19 protein-coding genes are annotated in these 19,564 nt (G+C 51.9%); 16 read left to right on the top strand and 3 right to left on the bottom strand.

Features of this window, described 5'->3' with window-relative positions:
* The first annotated feature begins 5 nt into the window (after positions 1–5).
* From KNP93_RS05190 to KNP93_RS05165, 6 genes are all read left to right on the top strand, one after another.
* Positions 6–668, top strand: coding sequence for a 3-oxoacid CoA-transferase subunit B (locus KNP93_RS05190; RefSeq protein ID WP_131502921.1), 663 nt, complete (start codon positions 6–8; stop codon positions 666–668).
* Between the two features lie 5 nt (positions 669–673).
* Entirely contained in the window at positions 674–1,450 is a 777-nt protein-coding gene (locus KNP93_RS05185) for a 3-hydroxybutyrate dehydrogenase (RefSeq protein WP_131502920.1), read from the top strand.
* 13 nt (positions 1,451–1,463) lie between these two features.
* Positions 1,464–2,654, top strand: a complete 1,191-nt coding sequence (locus KNP93_RS05180) for an acetyl-CoA C-acetyltransferase (RefSeq protein ID WP_214853759.1) — start codon at positions 1,464–1,466, stop codon at positions 2,652–2,654.
* 178 nt (positions 2,655–2,832) lie between these two features.
* Positions 2,833–3,579, top strand: coding sequence for a methionine ABC transporter ATP-binding protein (locus tag KNP93_RS05175; protein WP_214853747.1), 747 nt, complete (start codon positions 2,833–2,835; stop codon positions 3,577–3,579).
* Positions 3,572–4,234, top strand: a complete 663-nt coding sequence (locus KNP93_RS05170) for a methionine ABC transporter permease (RefSeq protein WP_214853744.1) — start codon at positions 3,572–3,574, stop codon at positions 4,232–4,234. The genes KNP93_RS05175 and KNP93_RS05170 overlap by 8 nt, the downstream gene beginning before the upstream one ends.
* A gap of 19 nt (positions 4,235–4,253) precedes the next feature.
* The gene (locus KNP93_RS05165) at positions 4,254–5,072 is read left to right on the top strand and encodes a MetQ/NlpA family ABC transporter substrate-binding protein (protein WP_214853743.1); all 819 of its coding nucleotides are present in this window, start codon (positions 4,254–4,256) and stop codon (positions 5,070–5,072) included.
* 96 nt (positions 5,073–5,168) lie between these two features.
* Here the strand turns inward: KNP93_RS05165 and KNP93_RS05160 are convergent, their stop codons facing one another.
* Entirely contained in the window at positions 5,169–6,113 is a 945-nt protein-coding gene (locus KNP93_RS05160; RefSeq protein WP_214853740.1) for a DUF2268 domain-containing putative Zn-dependent protease, read from the bottom strand.
* Between the two features lie 297 nt (positions 6,114–6,410).
* Between KNP93_RS05160 and brnQ the strand changes: the two genes are divergently transcribed.
* On the top strand, positions 6,411–7,751 hold the full coding sequence (brnQ, locus tag KNP93_RS05155; RefSeq protein ID WP_188005353.1) for a branched-chain amino acid transport system II carrier protein: 1,341 nt from the start codon (positions 6,411–6,413) through the stop codon (positions 7,749–7,751).
* Between the two features lie 182 nt (positions 7,752–7,933).
* Positions 7,934–8,251, top strand: coding sequence for an antibiotic biosynthesis monooxygenase (locus KNP93_RS05150; RefSeq protein WP_131503178.1), 318 nt, complete (start codon positions 7,934–7,936; stop codon positions 8,249–8,251).
* 42 nt (positions 8,252–8,293) lie between these two features.
* Here the strand turns inward: KNP93_RS05150 and KNP93_RS05145 are convergent, their stop codons facing one another.
* Positions 8,294–9,289 (bottom strand): FecCD family ABC transporter permease, encoded by a 996-nt coding sequence (locus KNP93_RS05145; RefSeq protein WP_131502913.1) that lies wholly within the window; start codon positions 9,287–9,289, stop codon positions 8,294–8,296.
* Positions 9,289–10,296, bottom strand: coding sequence for a FecCD family ABC transporter permease (locus KNP93_RS05140; RefSeq protein WP_214853737.1), 1,008 nt, complete (start codon positions 10,294–10,296; stop codon positions 9,289–9,291). Before KNP93_RS05140 ends, KNP93_RS05145 begins: the two co-directional genes overlap by 1 nt.
* 104 nt (positions 10,297–10,400) lie before the next feature.
* Here KNP93_RS05140 and KNP93_RS05135 point away from each other — a divergent pair, with 104 nt between their 5' ends.
* From KNP93_RS05135 to KNP93_RS05100, 8 genes are all read left to right on the top strand, one after another.
* Complete coding sequence (locus KNP93_RS05135) at positions 10,401–11,885, top strand: helix-turn-helix domain-containing protein (protein WP_214853732.1); 1,485 nt, start codon at positions 10,401–10,403, stop codon at positions 11,883–11,885.
* A gap of 87 nt (positions 11,886–11,972) precedes the next feature.
* Positions 11,973–12,890 carry an ABC transporter substrate-binding protein gene (locus KNP93_RS05130; protein WP_131973051.1) on the top strand — a complete coding sequence of 306 codons (918 nt, stop codon included), beginning with the start codon at positions 11,973–11,975 and terminating at the stop codon, positions 12,888–12,890.
* 94 nt (positions 12,891–12,984) lie between these two features.
* Positions 12,985–14,712, top strand: a complete 1,728-nt coding sequence (locus tag KNP93_RS05125) for an IucA/IucC family protein (RefSeq protein ID WP_214853729.1) — start codon at positions 12,985–12,987, stop codon at positions 14,710–14,712.
* Positions 14,669–16,315, top strand: coding sequence for an IucA/IucC family protein (locus KNP93_RS05120; protein ID WP_214853727.1), 1,647 nt, complete (start codon positions 14,669–14,671; stop codon positions 16,313–16,315). Before KNP93_RS05125 ends, KNP93_RS05120 begins: the two co-directional genes overlap by 44 nt.
* On the top strand, positions 16,302–17,510 hold the full coding sequence (locus tag KNP93_RS05115; RefSeq protein ID WP_214853725.1) for an AMP-binding protein: 1,209 nt from the start codon (positions 16,302–16,304) through the stop codon (positions 17,508–17,510). Before KNP93_RS05120 ends, KNP93_RS05115 begins: the two co-directional genes overlap by 14 nt.
* Entirely contained in the window at positions 17,507–17,761 is a 255-nt protein-coding gene (locus KNP93_RS05110) for a phosphopantetheine-binding protein (protein WP_131502906.1), read from the top strand. The genes KNP93_RS05115 and KNP93_RS05110 overlap by 4 nt, the downstream gene beginning before the upstream one ends.
* A complete protein-coding gene (locus KNP93_RS05105; protein ID WP_214853723.1) occupies positions 17,761–18,762 on the top strand; it encodes a DUF6005 family protein in 1,002 nt (333 codons plus the stop codon). The genes KNP93_RS05110 and KNP93_RS05105 overlap by 1 nt, the downstream gene beginning before the upstream one ends.
* The gene (locus tag KNP93_RS05100) at positions 18,707–19,534 is read left to right on the top strand and encodes a sugar phosphate isomerase/epimerase family protein (RefSeq protein WP_214853712.1); all 828 of its coding nucleotides are present in this window, start codon (positions 18,707–18,709) and stop codon (positions 19,532–19,534) included. Before KNP93_RS05105 ends, KNP93_RS05100 begins: the two co-directional genes overlap by 56 nt.
* Positions 19,535–19,564 lie beyond the last annotated feature (30 nt).

The following is a 19,564-nucleotide window of genomic DNA, read 5'->3' as shown; positions in this document are numbered from 1 at the left end:
ATACTATGGCAACGTCAAGAGAAATCATTATCAACCGCGCGCTGCAGGAAATCGAGGACGGCATGTACGTCAATCTCGGAATCGGGATTCCGACACTAATCGCCAATGCGATTCCGGATGATGTCCACGTCATGCTGCAATCGGAAAACGGGTTGCTCGGCATCGGACCGTATCCGCTCGAACATGAAGTCGACGCCGACGAAATCAATGCCGGCAAAGAGACGGTTACGGCACAAAAAGGCGCGTCCTATTTCGACAGTGCCGAATCGTTTGCGATGATCCGCGGTGGTCACATTGATCTTGCGATTCTAGGCGGGATGGAGGTCGCCGAAAACGGTGATCTCGCGAACTGGATGATTCCCGGCAAGATGGTCAAGGGAATGGGCGGGGCAATGGATCTCGTCAACGGCGCGAAACGGGTTGTCATCATCATGGAACACGTCAATAAGTACGGCGAGTCGAAGGTCAAGACACGTTGTACGTTACCGTTGACCGGCAGTCAAGTCGTCAACCGGTTGATCACGGATAAAGCGGTCTTTGATTTCACGGAAGCCGGGATGGTCTTGATTGAGACATTGGACGGACTCACAGTCGAAGACATCCGCAACGTGACGGAAGCGGACTTCACTGTCAGTCCGGAACTTGAACGCATCAGCATAGGGGAGTGAGTCGAATGGTCAATGGAGATATCGTCCTTGTGACGGGAGCAGGAAGCGGGATCGGGCTTGAAATCTCGACAGCCTTCGCAGAGGCAGGCGCGAAGGTCGTCATTACGGACGTCAATACAGAAGCAGCTGAAAAAGCAGCGAAGTCGTTACAGGGAGCGGGACATGATGTCATCGGACTGACGTTGAACGTGACGGATGAAGCGCAAGTTCAGTCAGTTTTTGCCGAGACAATCAAGCGGTACGGCCGACTTGATGTCCTGATCAATAATGCCGGTTTACAGCACGTCTCACCAATCGAAGACTTCCCGACAGAGAAGTTCGAACTGATGATTAAAATCATGCTGACGGCTCCGTTCATTGCGATTAAACATGCGTTTCCGCTCATGAAGGAGCAAGGATACGGCCGGATCATCAACATGGCATCGATCAACGGCTTGATCGGCTTTGCCGGAAAAGCGGCCTATAACTCGGCAAAACACGGTCTGCTCGGTCTAACGAAAGTCGCGGCACTGGAAGGGGCGGAACATGGCATCACAGTCAACGCCTTATGCCCGGGGTACGTCGATACACCGCTCGTTCGCAATCAGATGGCGGATCTCGCGAAAACACGACAGGTCGAATTGGAAAAAGTCCTCGAAGACGTCATCTATCCGCTCGTTCCGCAAAAACGATTGCTTGCCGTCGAGGAAATCGCCGATTATGCGTTATTCCTCGCAAGCCGCAAAGCAAAAGGGATTACGGGACAGGCCAATGTCTTAGACGGCGGTTATACGATTCAATAAGGGGGAAATCAGCATGAGCGAGCAAGTTGTCATCGTCAGCGCGACACGAACGGCAATCGGCAGTTTTAACGGCAGTTTAAAGGATGTCCCGGCAACGAAGCTCGGCGCAACGGTCATCCAAGCGGCGCTCGAACAAGCGAATGTCGCACCGGACCTCGTCGAGGAGGTCATCATGGGCAACGTTCTTCAGGCGGGACTTGGACAAAATCCGGCCCGTCAGGCGAGTCTCCTCGCAGGTCTTCCGGAAACGGTTCCGGCCATGACGATCAATAAAGTCTGCGGCTCCGGGCTGAAGGCGATTCACCTCGCGTTCCAAGCGATCAAGTCCGGCGAGGCCGACATCATCGTCGCCGGTGGGATGGAAAACATGAGTCAGGCACCGTACGTGTTAAGCGGTGCCCGGACCGGCTTACGGATGGGAGACCAGCCGCTTGTCGATACGATCATCAAAGACGGACTCGAATGTGCCTTCAATGACTATCATATGGGAATCACGGCGGAAAACTTAGCCGAGCAATATACGATTTCCCGTGAAGCACAGGATCAGTTCGCAGCGTCAAGTCAACAAAAAGCGGGACAGGCCATCGAAGCGGACCGGTTCCAAGCGGAAATTACACCGGTCGAGATTCCGCAGCGCAAAGGCGAACCGGTCATGTTTGCACAAGACGAGTTCCCGCGTGCCGGAACGACAGCGGAATCACTTGCCCGCTTGCGTCCGGCCTTCAAAAAAGGCGGTACAGTGACAGCCGGCAATGCATCGGGTATCAATGACGGAGCGGCAGCAGTCGTCGTCATGTCGGCCCGGAAGGCGAAAGAACTCGGTCTGACACCACTTGTCGAAATCGTTGCGAACGGTACGTCCGGTGTTGACCCGAGCATTATGGGAATCGGTCCCGTCAAGGCCGTCGGACAGGCGTTACGAAAAGCGGGTCTCGAACTGGATGCCATCGACGTCATCGAGGCGAACGAAGCGTTTGCTGCCCAATCGCTTGCAGTTGACGCAGAACTCCAGTTTGATCCGGCAAAGTTGAACCGAAACGGCGGGGCGATTGCGCTCGGTCACCCGATCGGCGCCAGTGGAACACGGATCATGGTGACGTTGATCCACGAGATGTTACGGACCGGAGAAAGCCATGGTCTCGCGACACTTTGCATCGGGGGCGGCCAAGGAATTGCGACGATCGTCAAGAAGTATGAAGGATAATCAAAGCTATTGAATGCTGGAAATACGACCCTGGACTTTACGTTCAGGGTTTTTCTGTTTTATTTTCTGAATGATTTACTTAATTAGAGAAGTGACGCGGGAAAGAAAAAAAGCACACGACATGACAAAAACAGATAGCTTACGGTAAAATGAAACACGTTGCAAGGGAGGGTGTCAGATGATTTCATTACAGAATGTCAGTAAAAGTTTTTCCGGACAACCGGTCATCCAGTCCGTCGCCCTCTCGATTGAACAGGGCGAGATGCATGGCATCATCGGTGCGAGCGGTGCCGGGAAATCGACGTTACTCCGGCTGATGAACCTGCTCGAACGGCCGGATACCGGGCGGGTCGAATTTGACGGAATGGATTTAACAAACCTGTCGAACCGACAGCTGCGGCAGACCCGGCAAAATATCGGGATGATTTTTCAAGACTTTAATCTGATCGGAAACAAGACGGTCGAACAAAACATTGGTGTTTCACTTGAACTCGCCCGTGTCAAAAAACGAGAGCGGGCGGACCGGATTCAGGAGTGTCTCCGGTTTGTCGGACTGGAATCCTTTGCCTGGAAGTATCCGTCCGAACTGAGCGGAGGGCAGAAGCAGCGTGTGGCGATTGCCCGGGCGCTCGCCAACCGCCCGCGCGTTTTGCTGTGTGACGAACCGACGTCTTCGCTCGATCCGAGTACGACGTCGGAAATCTTACGCGTGTTGCAGGATATCAATCAGACACTCGGGGTGACGATCGTACTTGTCAGTCATGAGATGCAGGTGATTCAAAGCATTTGCAACCGGGTCACGATCATGGCAGACGGGCGGATTGAAACGACGATCGCGACCGAACCGGCGGGAATCACGGAAATTACGAGTGATGCCGGTTGGTTCCTGACCCAATTGACGGAGCGGAGGGATTCACATGCCTGATATCGTGCTCGAATATGCGGCGGAAATCAGACTGGCGATCGGACAAACGTTCGTGATGGTCGGAATTTCGATTCTCGCGGCAGTTCTCGTTGGTTTACCGCTCGGAACCTGGCTCTATCTGTCACGTAAAGGGCAGTTGCTGTCGAACCGGTTCGTCTTTTCAAGTTTGAACTTACTTGTCAACACGATCCGTTCGTTTCCGTTTTTACTGCTTGTCGTCTTTTTGATTCCGTTTACACGGATCATCATCGGAACGGCGATCGGAACGGCAGCAGCGACCGTCCCGCTTGCTGTCATTGCGATCGCCCATTATTCGCGGCTCGTCGAACAGTCGCTGCTTGAAGTGCCGAAAGGTGTCGTCGAGGCCGCCGTCTCGATGGGGGCTTCGACACGTGAAGTCGTCCTGAAGTTTTTATTCGTTGAAGCCCGGTCCGGTCTTGTGCTTGGACTGACGACGTCGATCGTCAGCTTCATTTCGTATTCGACGATCATGGGGGTTGTCGGAGGCGGGGGAATCGGCGACTTTGCTGTCCGATACGGTTACCAACAGTTTCAGACGGAATTGATGCTCTATATGATTTTGATTATGGTCATCCTGGTGCAATTGCTTCAATTTACCGGGACGACCGTAGCACGCTTGCTCGATAAACGTTAACCGAAAGTAGGAATTCAAAATGAAAAAAATCATGGTATTACTCAGCATTTTTGTGTTGGCCTTAGCCGGATGCGGCAACGCCGATAAAAAGGATGAACAAGAATCGGCGTCAAAAACAGAGACGTTAAAAGTCGCGTCACTGATCAAACCGATGACGGAAATTCTTGATCTCGTCAAACCGGAACTCAAAAAAGAAGGCATTAATCTGGAAGTCGTCGTCCTTAGTGACAACGTGCAACCGAACAGTGCCCTCGCAGCAAAAGAAGTCGATGCGAACTTCTTCCAGCACGTTCCGTACATGGAAGAATTCAACCGCAACAACAAAGCCAATCTCGTACCGATTAAACCGATTTACTTTGCGAACTACGGTTTGTACTCAAAAGAGTATAAAAAGATGGACCAATTGCCGAAAGGCGCTGTTATTGCCGTCGCAAATGACGTCTCGAACATCGACCGGTCGCTCGCTCTGCTCGCACAGCATGATGCGATCAAGTTGAAAAAGAAAACCGGTCCGTACTACACGATGAAAGACATCACGGAAAACAAACGTAACTTTAAGTTCAAGGAAGTGGATTTGCTGATGCTCGCCCGCCTTTATGATGATGCGGATGCGGTCATCATGACGCCGGCCTATGCTTCACCGCTCGGTCTGACTCCGAAGAAAGATGCCCTTGTGACGGAAGGCGTCGAAAATGACTTTGCGATCACGCTCGTTGCCCGGAAGGACAATCAGGATTCAGAAGCGATTCAAAAGCTTGCGAAAGCAATGACAAGTCCGAAAGTCAAAAAGTTCCTCGAGGACAATTATGACGAAACGGCGATTCCTGCCTTTAAATAAGTGTTCGGATGATAATATCAAAAACCACGGTTCGTATGTCTGTTTCAAAGACACGCGATCCGTGGTTTTTTTAGCATCAGTTTATCGGAATTTTGCCTAACGGATCGTCAACTTCTTCGCATAGCTACTTTTCTCTAAAATATCAGTCGGTGACATCCGGGTCCACTCGGCAACGGGAACATCAGGATTTTTCTGGATGAAGTCCGTCATGATCATATAGCCGAGCGTATATTGAGCAAGCGGCGGAATGTCTTTGTCATAGTTGCCGTATCGTAAATCGTACGCATCCACGTTATGGTTGTTGATCTGTGTCAACAGATTTTCCAGCGTATGATCGAGAAACGGTTCGGTCGCTTCCGATTTCCCTTTTGGATAGACCTGCGCAGCAAACATGTCCGCTTCACCTTCCAAAAGGATACCGTTGAACACCGAGTCATGCGTGTTGCTTTCAAAAGCGACGGTATGGTGGTATTCGTGGGCGATGGTATTCGCCAGTGTATCTCTTGAAAAATCTTTTGTTAAGTAGAGGGTGAACATGTTTGTCCCGGAGGCAAAACCTGAAGCACCGCCGTAACGTTGAATATCAGCCGCATTATGAATCTCATAAGGCGCGACGAAGACTGTCAGCTTATCTGTTCTTGGCAGTGCTTTGATTGAGGTCTGAAGGCTTTTTTTAATCTGTTGATGAATGGAATCCTGGTGTTTTTTTAAGTAGGCAATCGTTTTGTTCAGTTCTTCTGCATTGTCGGTAGGAATTTCTAAAATACGCCGGTCCTGATAGGTAGGTGTCAGTTTTTCCTTCTCAATCCACTTATCTTTCACGTCTAAAATGTGTTTTTCAAACAGGGCACCGTTCTCGGTCGGCTCTTTTAGCGTTGCATCGACATACGATTGATACGCATCGTAAAGCGGAATGATTTTTATCGTCTGTTCATCCTGTTTGAATGTCAGTCCCGGTGGTTTTGCTTTTTCGGCTTCCGGTGTGTTGGAACAGCCGGCGAGCAGACTTGCTAACGTCATGCCAATCAACAATCGTTTCATAAAACCCCTCCTATCAACCAAATATACCACAATTATCCATACAGGAATCGGAGACAAAAGATTCCTCTTTTCTGAACTTAGTCAGATGAACTTATGTTACCGATTACATCGTTCAAGCGCATCAGCAGTCATTTTTTAAGAAAAGAGTGAAACAGCAAGGTTTTTTGAGAAATGTCAGAATATTCACCAGATAAACTCCTGGCACGAGGTCACAGACCTGTGTTATCCTTTCGAACGAAGTACCTGATTCGTTGATAAAACATGAATCAGGTCGTAATTAAATCGTGGGGGTTTCTTATGTCTAAAACAGTTCCAACATCCTTTATCGTCGTCATCGGTATGATGCTGTTTGCCTTGTTTTTCGGAGCAGGCAATCTGATTTTTCCACCGATGCTCGGACAAATGGCGGGAGAAAATGTCTGGATTGCCAATGCCGGGTTCCTGGTTACAGGCGTCGGCTTACCGCTGCTTGCGATCTTAGCGTTTGCTTATTCCGGAGAAGCGGATTTACGGGCGATGGCGTCGCGGGTCCACCCGGTCTTCGGTCTTGTCTTTGCCATCATCTTGTACTTAGCGATTGGTCCATTTTTTGCGATTCCGCGCGCTGGAACCGTTTCCTATGAAATCGGGATCAAACCATTTTTCGGGGAAGGCGCATCGTCGACACCGTTGCTGATTTTTTCGATTCTGTTTTATACGCTTGCCTGCCTGTTGTCGCTGAATCCGACAAAAATCGTGGATGTCGTCGGGAAAATTTTGACACCGATCAAGATTACATTCATCGGGCTGTTGATTCTCGTTGCCGTCATTAAGCCAATCGGAAGTTTTCAGAATCCTTTGACGACGTATCAGCACAACGCTTTTTTTAATGGTTTCCAGGAAGGCTATTTGACACTGGATGCCCTCGGAGCGTTTGTCTTCGGTATTATCATCATCTCGGCAATCAAGGAAAAAGGTGTCACGTCGAAAAAACAATTGCTCATTATTTGTTCGAAAGCAGCCCTGATTGCGGCGAGTTTACTTGCCATCACGTATTCGGCCCTTGCCTTCATGGGGGCTTCCAGTGTCTCCAAAATTGGTCCGCTGACGAACGGAGCGGAAATCCTGTCAGCGGTGTCCGACTATTACTTCGGCGCATACGGCTCGATTTTACTCGGTCTGATGATCACGGTTGCATGTCTGACGACGAGTGTCGGTCTGATTACGGCCTGCGCCTCGTTCTTCGCGCTATTGTTACCAAAGATTTCGTACGTCAAGTGGACGATTGGACTGTCGATCTTCAGCGCGCTCGTTGCCAACATCGGTCTGACCCAGTTGATCGCGATTTCAAAACCGGTTCTGCTGACGCTTTATCCACTGGCAATCTGTCTGATTTTCCTGACGTTCCTGCATTCCGTTTTTAAAGGAAAACCGGCGGTCTACCAGGGAGCGATGTGGATGACGTTTGCCGTCAGTCTGTTTGATGGACTGAAAGTGGCAGAAGCACCGGTCGGACCGGTCTTGCGCGTTTTTGAAAACGTGTTGCCGTTCTTCTCCGTCGGACTCGGTTGGGTCGTTCCGGCCATCATCGGAGCCATATTAGGCGGATTATTCGGGCGGAAAAAAGCCTACCGGCCGGAACAGTCACGCGTTGCTTGAGCAAAGATATTAATCCTATGGATGTTAAGCTGTTTCGATCTTGAATCGAAGCAGCTTTTTTGCTGTCTGTCACATCATCATCGATGGAAACAAATTGGAATGGTATTGACAAAAGGAGGAGAAACGATGATATAGTATTGTTGCAAATGAGATTCATTATCAATTAAAAGGGAGTGGTTTTTCTGTTCATCCAACTTAAAACAATCCGGGTGGAAACCGGTCATGCGGAGTCGATGATTGAACGATTCGCAGGCGAAGGCATCATCGAACAACAACCCGGCTTCATCGATCTCAGTGTCCTGCAAAAAAAGCGGACGCGGGGCGAGGAAGAAGTCATCGTACTGATTCGCTGGGAGTCGGAACAGGACTGGAAAGCGTGGGAGACGAGTGACGTCCATCTTGCAGGTCACCGTGCACGTCGTGGTCAACCGGTGCCGTCGTTCATTTTAGGAAGTGACCAGCAGTATTACGATGTTCTGGGTCAAAAAGGCAAACGCTGAGAAAAAGACCGATCCGTCCACTTGCGGCGAATCGGTCTGCCTTTATTTTCGGAACAATAACACGATGAAATAAGGTGCGCCAAGGATTGCGATGACAATCCCGACCGGAATGTCGGCCGGAGCAAGCAGGTTTTTCCCGATCAAGTCTGCGAGCAACACCAGCAGGCTGCCGAGCAGGGCAGCGACCGGAATCAGACTGTAATGGTTCGGTCCGACAAGACGCCGGGCAATGTGCGGGGCGAGCAGACCGATAAAGGAAATTCCGCCACCGGCAGCGACGCAGGAACCGGCAAGTGCGGCAGCGATCAATAAGATCCGTTTCCGTGTCTGTTCGACTCGGAGTCCTAACGTTTGCGGGAGCGAGCCGCTCAGTTGCAACAGATTCAACGGTCGGCTGTGTAAAAAGGCAAGCGGCACCAAACAGACGATCCAGGGTGCAAGCGTCAAAACGGATGACCAATCCGCCTGCCAGATGCTTCCGGTCAACCAGACCGTCGCCTGCTGAAAATCGCGCGGATCCATCTTCAACTGAAAAATGATCAGGAGGGCGCCGCACAGGGCGTTGATTCCGACGCCGACCAACAACAGACGTCCCGGTTGGACTGCTTTTCCCGCTAATCGGTAAATCGTCCAGGCGACAAGCGTCGCACCGACAAAAGCGACGAACGGCAGAACCGGAAGTTGATGTGTAGCGGAGCGAAAGAAAAACAGTGTCAAGACAACGAACAATCCGGCACCGGCATTGATTCCGAGAATGCCGGGATCGGCGAGGGCATTGCGTGACATCCCTTGAAGTAGTGTCCCGGACACTGCTAGTCCGGCACCGATCAACAATGCGAGTAACATCCGCGGTAACCGGAGATCGATGAGAATCAGCCGTTCAGATTCCGTTCCTTGTCCGATCAACGTTCGGCCGATCGCGCTAAACGAAACGGGAAGAATCCCGGTCGACAGACTGTACACAAATGTCAAAATGAGCAGACTACATAAACAAAACAGCGTCAATCGCGCCTGTTTTACCGCATGCCAGACATCCATCAGACGGACAACTCCTTTCGGCGGGCGAGATAAAGGAAGTAGGGTACTCCGACCAGGGCGGTGACAGCTCCAAGCGGAGTTTCGAACGGCGGATTGATCATTCGTGCCAGCAGGTCGGAAGCAATCAACAACGTCATGCCGAACAGGGCGCTGACCGGCAGCAACAGGTAATAGTTCGTCCCGACTAAAAAGCGACTGATATGGGGAATGATCAAGCCGACAAAGCCGATGACACCGGCGACCGACACGGCAACACCGGCAAGCAGGACGATGCTGCAAAATCCAAGCAGCCGGACTTTCGTCAACGAGGACCCCAGCCCGGTCGCAACATCTTCTCCGAGCGAGAGGACGGTCATGCTGCGGGCGATATGTAAGGAAATGAGGAGTCCAAGCAGGACGACCGGAAGCAAGACCAACACGTGCGCCCATTTTGCCCCGGATAACCCGCCGGCATACCAAAAGCTGAGATCTTGGGCGACTTGGTGAAACAGGGTGATGCCGGTCGACAGAGCGCTGAATAAAGCACTCAGTGCCGCACCGGCTACGGTCAACGTGACCGGTGAAAAGCGTCCGCGGGCAAATACTGTGATCAGCAAAATGACAGCTGTCCCAAGTGCGGCGCCGCCAAACGAAAAGGCAAGCGAAGTCACAAATGAATGCTCCGAGACAAAGGCCAGCGACAAGGCGACTCCAAGTCCTGCTCCGTGGGTGATGCCAAGCAGGGAGGGATCAGCCAGCGCATTCCGGGTCAACCCTTGCATCATCGTCCCCGACAGCGCCAGAGCAATACCGACAAGCCCGGCGCAAATCAGACGCGGAAGCCGGACTTCTTGAACGAGTTGATGCTGCAGATTACCGGCGTCAAAGGAATGAAACGAGGCAAGGACGGTCGCCCGGGAAATCGGCACGGCACCGTAAAACAAGGACAGTGTACTTAGTAGCGTGAGCAGTCCAACCGTGAGAGCAACAATCGTCAGGATTGAGCGTGGTCGAACGGATGTAGTCATAGACGTCTCTCCTTTTTAATTGAGAATCAGATTCATTATCAACGCGATTAAACGTACATCGAAGACCAATTTTTTGTCAAATGTTTTTTTAGGGAGTGGGCAGGATGGAGTTACAGATTAAACCGTTACCAATCAAGAAGCACTGGTTGCTTGAAGGCGATAGGCGATCAGTCAAGCCGGGACTGGTCATCGTTGTTGCAGGGAGCGGATTTTTATACAGCAACCGGCACCGGTTATACCCGGGCGATGCCGTCTGGATCGAACAAATCGACGAAGTATTGCCGGCTGCAAAAGAGACTTGTTTGTTCTACCACCTGACGTTGACGGGACACCGGTGTGCTCTGTATCGGCAAGATGCAGACATCCTGCATGACTGGTTACGGCAACTGCATGTCAGCCCGACTTCGGAACAGGAAGGGTTGACTCAACTACGAATTCTGTATCAACTGCTTGAGACATTGAACAGCGAACAGGAAAATCATGTGTTTGAGGAAGTGGTCGCTTCGTGGCTGAAGGACTTGTCGATGAAAAGGTCCGTCCATGAGCTGGCGCTTGATCTCGGAATGTCGGTACCGACATTTAACCGGCTGTTCAAAGAGCGGTATCACGCCACACCAAAAGAATATGTGACGCAACTGCGGATTCGCACGGCAAAAGAGTGGATGCTCGCTTCACACGAGATGACGTTGGCGCAAATCGCACAAAAAGTGGGGCTGCAGGACGAATTTTACTTCAGCCGCCTCTTCAAAAAACGGACCGGTCTGTCGCCGACCCATTTTTTACAACGGATTACGCCCCGGATCGGCATTGCCAGCCGCCTCTTGTTGCAGGATCATCTGTTGGCACTTGGTCTGCAACCGATTTTGGCACCGAGTTATCCGACGGAATACGGAGCAAGCGGATTACCCGTGTTTTTGACCGGACTGGACGGAACCCGGTTGTACGACGCGAATCAACCGCTTCAGCGGGAATGGTTCGAGACGACGGCACTGGATTTGATTATCAAGACACCGAGTTTAGAGAAGGGACAGGATATCAGCTGGTTGCCGGCTGACCATGTCCTTGAACTGCCGCATCAAACCTGCTGGAGTGAATATCTCCGACTGATTGCCGTAGCGACGAATCGGGAAGACCGGCTCGAGCCGATCGTCGCGCAGATTACAGCGCTCGAACAAACGGTCAAGGAACGTTTGGCGTGGAACAAGACCGGAACATGGGCTGTCGTCTGGATTCGACCGGACGAGGTGCGTTTATACGGGATGAAGCAACATACGATGCTTGATTTTTTATTTCATGATTTGGGTCTGAAACCGGCACCGGGATTACCTGAAGCCATTTATGAGATTGTCACGCTGGAGACGTTACAACGAGTTGATCCCGAAAACCTGTTGATCTTATGGAGTCAACCGGTTGATGTCGAGCGGATTCAGCAAGAATCGACATGGCAGACCTTGCAGGCGGTCAGGCGCCATCAAGTCTATTTTCCGGACAGCGTTGATTGGGATCCTTGGGGACCACTCGGACGCACCCACATGCTGAAGCAATTGTTAGACTATATTGAAAATGAACCACGCTTGATTTGTCCATGAAAGTTGATTGGTTCGTCCATGTTACTCTTTAGTGATAATGATTATCATTACTAATGAAGAACGAGAGTGAGAGGGGAAAAGAACCACATGAAAAAAATCATCAGTGTCACATCCGTCCTCGCGACGTGTGTTGTATTAGCCGCCTGTGGAGGCGAGGCCAGCGAACAACCGACAAAAAAAGCAGCTGCCGTCCACACTGTTGAACATATTTTTGGAAAGACAGAAGTTCCGAATGATCCGAAAAAAGTGGTTGTCCTGTCGCACGTCTCGTGGGAAGGATCGCTCGTCTCCGTCGGCGTCAAACCGTATGCGGTGATGGCATACGATAATGAGTTTCCACCACACTTGACGAAAGAACTCAAAGGGACAAAGGCATTGCCGTACGCGGACGAAATCAATCCGGAAGAAATCGTCAAACTGGATCCGGACTTGTTGATCATCAGTGACCGGTACAAACCGCTGTATGACAAACTGGCGAAAACGATCCCGACAGTCGCCGTCGAGGTGGGTGGTGACTGGAAAGAAGATCACCTGAAAGTCGCGGAAGCGGTCAACAAGAAAGAAGAAGGACAAGCAGTCATCGATGACTTGGCGAAAGAAGCAAAAGACATCGGTCAACAGATCAAGGAAAACGTCAAGGACGAGACCTTCATGGCGGTCTCGGTCAACAAAAAAGATATTCGGGTCTACGGTCTGACGAACCACGCGACGAACTCGCTGTTGTTTGATGATATCGGGCTGACACCGACGAAAGGTCTCCCAAAAGACTTCGGGGAAAACATTTCGATCGAAGGACTGGCGAAATATAATCCCGACCACATCATTGATCTGTCGTACTTCAACAGTGGACCGTACTACGATGAAGTGACGAACGGAAAGGTCTGGAAAGGGCTGACAGCAGTCAAAAAAAATCAAGTCCACCAATTGTCGACGACGTGGGGCTTCTGGGATCCAATCGAACGCCAAAAAGGATTAACAGAACTTGAAGACGTCTTATTGAAATGACCAGATGAAGAGCAGGAGAAAGAACGGGGAAACCCGTTTTTCTCTTTTTTGACAGTGAGAATGATTATCAATTGTTAGAAGGAGTGTGACAGTCATGACGACACGTACAGAACGAACCGAAGAGATTGCAACCCATGCAACGCTCCAAGCTTTCGGCAACAGCTACCTCCGTGAAGTCGACATGATCGAGTGGTTCATTCCAACAGATGAGGAGAACATCTGGTTCGGTGAGACGGCCTGCCGGATCGACGTCGGGGTCATCTATGTCCTAGAAATCCGACGCCGTTCAAGGATCGGGCGTCACGAAATCGGACGGATTTACCGGCAAACGAGCTGCGGATGGACGGAGGAAGCACCATTGACGTTCATCATTGCCTGTTGCCAACATCTGCAACGGCATGCTCCCGGCGTAACAGATTTATTGTACCGGGTCCTCGACAGTCACCGGTGTATGTGTCACGTCATCGCGCATGAGCTGAATGAGCCGATTTGCCCTGAGACGTTTCTTGAACACGAGCAGACGGTCCGGTTCGGACATTGGTTCCACCCGACACCGAAAAGCCGGGTCGGAATGCATGACTGGGAGCAAGTCGCGTATGCACCGGAATTCAGGAACGGGTTCCAACTCGATTATTTTGCGATTGATGAATCCCTGCTGACGGAAGCCAGTGCGACGAATCAACGGATCAGCGAACAGATGCGGAAGCAACTCGGATCAGCAGTAGCACTGTCAGCGTCAGAACGCCTGTTACCCGCGCATCCTTTGCAGGCGCAACATCTTTTGTTGCAACCGACTGTGCAACAGTTGATCGCGACGAACCAACTCCGCCATCTCGGCCGACTGGGTCCGATGTACTTCGCGACATCTTCAATCCGGACGGTCCTGCAAGCGGATCGGTCGCATATGCTGAAGTTTTCGATTCCGGTCCAGGTCACCAATTCGCGTCGCGTCAATAAACGGCATGAACTGACTGCGGGACTCGTCATGCGGCGTCTCGCCGAACAAATTTCGTTTCCGGACGGCTTTTCGATTACCCATGATCCGGCATACGCAACGGTTCAGACCGGTGCAGACGAGTCCGGTTTTGAAGTCATCTACCGCGAAGCCCAAGGAGATGCAATCAACGTCGCGGCACTCGTTCAGGAACCGCTCGATCAAGAACAGTCCGTCCTGGCATCGCTCGTCTTGAAGTCAAAGCGAGCGGATCAATCGCTGCCTCAAGCGGCCCGGGACTGGTTCGAGACGTATATCGAACTGACACTCGGGACCTTGGTCGAGTTGTATGAACACTACGGGATTGCGCTCGAAGCGCACCAGCAAAACAGTCTGATCCGGTTTGAACACGGACGTCCTGTCAGCTACCAGTTTCGCGATAATCAGGGGTATTATCTCGCCCGTTCGAACAAAAACCAGCTAATCCACCTCGAAGCCTCACTGGCAGACGCACCGGAATTGTTCTACGACGAAACGACGATCAAGGAGCGGTTGACGTATTACATGATCTGGAATCACTTGGCCGGTCTGATCCATCGGTTTGACCGCGACGGCTTGCTTGCGGAATCAACGATGCTCGAGTGGGTCGGAACGTGGTGCGATCAAAAAATTCAGATCTTATCGGGACGTGGCAAGGATTGGCTCGAATATGTCCGTTCACGGCCGACGTTACCGTATAAAGCGAACTTGTTGACACGGCTCCATGCGCTCGACGAACTCGAAGTCAGCGGCGAGCGGGTGATCTTCATCGAAATCGACAATCCATTACACCGGGAGGTCCGCCATGCGAACGACGAACGAACGACGTGTCTGCAAACAACTTCTTGAAGCCATCCTGTTTGAACGGATCGAACCGTTCATCGAACACCGGCGACAGGGACAGACAACGTTTCGTTTTGTCCGTCCGCCGTATGAACTGACAGTCGACGGCAGACGGGGAGCGTTTGACCGCGTTTGGCTCGACATCGAGACGGTCGTCTTGACGCGGAGAAATCACGAGCAATCGCCGACGCTTGAGCACATCATGGACTGTTTTCAACTCGCGGAGCCGCTGCGGTTGGAACTGAGGCAGACGGTTCAGTTTGCCGACGTGTGTCCGACATATCCCGAGCTGCGGACGCATCTGTCCTACGAACAACTGGAACAAGCATTGGTCGAAGGGCACCCGTATCATCCGTGTTTTAAGTCCCGGATTGGCTTTTCGCGTGACGACCACTCGCGCTATGGACCGGAAGCAGGGCAACGTTTCCGGTTACACTTTGTTGCCCTCCCGGTGTCGATCGTTCATCAACAACGCATGGAAGGTGTGATGGAGCAGACGTTTGGTCGCAAGACGTATCTCCGGTTGCAGGAAAAGCTGGCCTCTGCGGTCGACAATCCGACCGGTTATCACGTTCTGCCGGTCCACCCGTGGCAATGGCAACACGTCGAAGCGGATGTCCGCGCGTCCGGCGGCATTGATCTGGGGGAAGCCGGACCTCTGTTTCAAGCGACCCAATCGATCCGGACCATTTTTCAACCGGATGCGCCGACGGTTCCGCACATCAAGCTCCCGCTCGATTTGATGCAGACTTCCTCGCGACGGACGTTCACCGTTCCGAACATTGTCGCAGCACCTGTTTTGTCCGACTGGTTGATCGACCGGACGCAAGAACTGCCGGTGACTATACTCCGGGAATTCGCCAGTCAAGTCGTCGAGACGACAGACGGAGACCTGTCGGGACGAATCGGCTGTTTGTACCGGGACAATGTCTTGGCGGCCGTGTCACCGGACGAAACGGTCATCCCGTTGACGGCACTCGCTCTCCGTGAAGGGAACGAGACTCTGTTTCTGGAACCGTGGTTCAAGACCTACGGACGCGAGCGCTGGCTCAAACAGTTTCTGACCGTCTATCTGGAACCGGTTTTCCGGCTGCTTGTTGAAGAAGGAATCGCAGTGGAGGCGCATGCCCAAAATGCTTTGTTGGTCTTGAAGAACGGTTGGCCGACGCGGCTGATGTTACGGGATTTTCATGACAGCGTTGAATTTGTCCGCTCGTTTGTCGAACGTCCGGAAAAGATTCCGATGTTTGACACGCTGCATCCGGCTTTTCGCTCAACGATTAATCTGTACTATGAGATGGACCAGGTCGAAGCGTTGCGCGAGCTGGTCGTCGATACGGTGTTTGTCTTTCATCTGACGGAGTTGTCGCATCAGCTGAAAGAAACACATCAGCTCGACGAGACGACCTTTTTTAACTGGACCGCCGACATACTCGCTGGACTGAATTTGCCACCGGCTCGTCTGGAAACATTACAACTCGATACGCCGACGATCTATACGGAGTCGCTCGTTGCACGGAAATTCAACACGACGCAGTGCCGGCATCTGGTCCGTAATCCTCTGCAATCCCAAACACCGAAAGGAAGCGAAATGCATGTTATACATTGAAGACACGTTTTATACGAAACAGATGCTGACCGATCATCCGGTCTGTCGACTCAATTGGCTCACGGATCCCGCACAGACCGTCGTTGCCGTCTGCGTCAAGGACACAGCGGCATGGATCGCGTTTTGTCTCTATATGAAACAGATGCACGGGACGGTCGTACCGCTCCATCCGGATTTGCCGGAAGCCGGGGCAAGACGTCTGGCGGAACAAGCGGGATGTGATTATTTGGTGTATGCCGATTTTCAACAGCCGATCCGTTTGGCAGCGTCAACGGTTCGACCGGGAGGATTGATTCAGTTCAGCTCCGGCACGACCGGCGACGCGAAAGTCATTCATCGGACGTGGGCCTCGATTGACGAGGAACTGGCAGCCTATGGTCAACGTTTTCCGTTAACAGTGACGACCGGCACCATCGTTGCCTGCCCGACGTCGCATTCATTCGGATTGATTTGCGGGGTCTTGGCGACACTTGAGCGCGGAGCGACACCGATTATCTTGGAAAACCTGTCACCGAAGCATATTTTACACGTCTGTCAGGCACGTCCGACTGCCATTTTGTATGCCGGACCGGGACTCGTCTATTTACTCAGCCAATTTAAGCAACGGCTGTTTGCGGTGATGATTTCCGGGATGACCGTGCCGACCGTCTGGTTTGAAGCGATTCGGGACGTAACGGATCATCTTTTGCAACAGTACGGCTGTTCGGAAATCGGCTGCATCGCCTTACATCCTGCTCCGAAATCAGCTCAAGCGATCGGCTATCCGTTGCCACATCTGACAATCCAGACCGGTACCATCGACGAGCCGGCTGAGTTGAAAGTGAAGGCAGGAGACCAGTGGATCGGAATCAAAGATTTAATGGGGCAGACGAGTACCGGCGAATTGCTGTTCTTCAGCCGTCTCGACGAAATGATCAATGTGTCCGGACTGTCGGTTTATCCGGCGGATGTCGAGGATGTGTTGCTCCGTCACGATGATGTCGAAGAGGCCGTCGTCTTCAAACGGACGGACCGTCTGCAGGGTGAACGCGTCTGTGTCCAAGTCGTCAGCTCGGCGAAGGAAGCCGCATTGCGGACCTATTGTCGGGAACAGCTTGCGCCCCATCAATGTCCGTCGGATTGGACGTTTGTACCGGCCATTGAAAAGCTGCCGAACGGGAAAGTCAGTCGCGTACGTCTGGGGGTGACGTCATGAATCTGCTCCTTGATTACACGTCATTTCGTCAGATTGTCGAGGAACAGCTGGAGGTCACCTTGCGACAAGCAGTGATGGGAGGCGAACGGCTTCGGGACGACTTGCAGCTGGATTCGATGCGGCTGTTGCAATTGCTCGTTCATCTGGAACTCGAACACGGGTATGTCCTCGCTGATGAGCAGCTTGCTCAACTGCCGCAGATGACGGTCGATCAGTTGCTGCAATCGTTGGCACGAAAGGAGGTCGTCTGATGATTAAAGTTCACTGTCTCGTCAGTTGTGTGTGTGAAGTAATCAAACGATCGGACGCCGACCATCGTCCGTACTACTTTGGTATCTGGGACGCTGACTTTGCGTTGACGTCTGAGTTTGTCCTGTCCCACCATGCGGCGCATATCAGTCATGAAGCAATGCTCGATTGGTACCGCTTGCTGTATGGAATCACCGTTCAGTCCTGGTATGATCCGTCCCGCACTAAAGCGGCGAACCTTGTGAATCTGGAACAGTTCATGAAAATAAAACGGCCGGAACAGTCTGTCATCGTCATGCTCGACCTCGCCCGGTTACCGGAGCGGGAAAACAAGTTTCATCACGAGGTCTTTCCGCATTACGTGATGCTCGAACCAACGGATGATGAAGACAGATGGCGGATGCTCGATCCGGACTTCCGGTATGAAGGCGAATTTGATCGGACACGGATTCTCCAGGCCGTCGATCAGCCGACCGTCGCCGGTGGGTTTTGGTTTGACGGGAGTCAGGTCAAACTGCCGGACACGGAAACCGTCTCCGCTTATTTCATGAGTGGTCTCAAGCGGCACCATCCGTTGACGGAAGCGGTCGAACAGGTCATCTTACACCATGCGTCAAGCCCGGAAAGGTTGCCGGATGCGTTAAAGCAACTGCCTGTCATCGCCATCCGCAAATACGCCTATGAGCACGCCTTTGCCTATTTTTATGAACGCTTGGGAATTGATTTAGTGGCGTCCGATTTTGACGACTGGTGTGACAAAATCGAGCGATTGGTCAATCAATATACCATCATTCAACACCGGGCGATTAAATACAGCATGACCCGCGACCGGACAGATTTACTGGATATCCAACAATGGCTCGTCGCACAAACGACGCTGGAAGATGACATCAAACGGCAGCTTGTTGATTTGTTCAGCCGATTTCAACAGAAAGAAGGGGAAACGGATGCAACTCGCACTTTGTACGATCAGCTACCGGCATCATCTACGGTCATTCGATGAATTGGTGAGGTTTGCCGCAGCAAACGAGTTTGAGGCGATAGATGTCTGGGGTGTTCATGCGAAGCATCTGGAGGAAGCAGACCTTGCCTTGTTACAAAACAGCGGAGTTCATGTCAGTATGCTCAGCCATTACCTGTCGTTTGACGCTCCGCTGTCGGTCTTGCTTGAACAAACGAAAGCCTTGTCTCGTCTCGCCCAGCGGCTCGGAACCCGGCGGATCCGGATTTTTGCCGGCCACAAGGCGAGTCATCAACTAACGGAGGCGGAACGGGCGCGACTTGTCTATCAATTGAGCGGCGTCTGTAAAGTCTTGGATCAGGCAAAACAGTTGGTGTTGCTTGAAATTCATCCGAATACGGCGGCGGATACAATCGAATCGACGGAGCGGTTATTGCACGAGGTCAACCATCCGGCCTGCCGTGTGAATTTCGATGTTCTCCATGTCGCTGAATCCGGTGCCGATCCGGTCGCAGCCTATCGCCGGATTGAGCCCGTCGTTGAACATCTTCATCTAAAAACGGTGGCGCGAGCGGATCAATTTAGCGTTTTTGAACCGGCGAATGTGTATGCAGCAAGCGGCTCACGGGACGGTATGGTGCCGTTGTTTGATGGAATCGTCGACTACGACAGGTTCTTTGAAGAACTCAGGCTGGCGTTAACTACAAAAACAGCGAGTCTCGAATGGTTCGGGGAGAACCCGGATGACCGCTTGGTGACAGACGGACGATTGGTACGTCAGAGTTTGGCACGACAGGTTCTGCAATTCACCTAATGTTCACGGCTCGATGTGTTTAGAGCACGG

It is taken from the genome of Exiguobacterium sp. s166 (assembly GCF_018618855.1).
In the GTDB taxonomy this organism is placed as follows: domain Bacteria; phylum Bacillota; class Bacilli; order Exiguobacteriales; family Exiguobacteriaceae; genus Exiguobacterium_A.
Note: the sequence above shows the minus strand (reverse complement) of the source record. Positions and strands in the feature narration are given on the sequence as shown.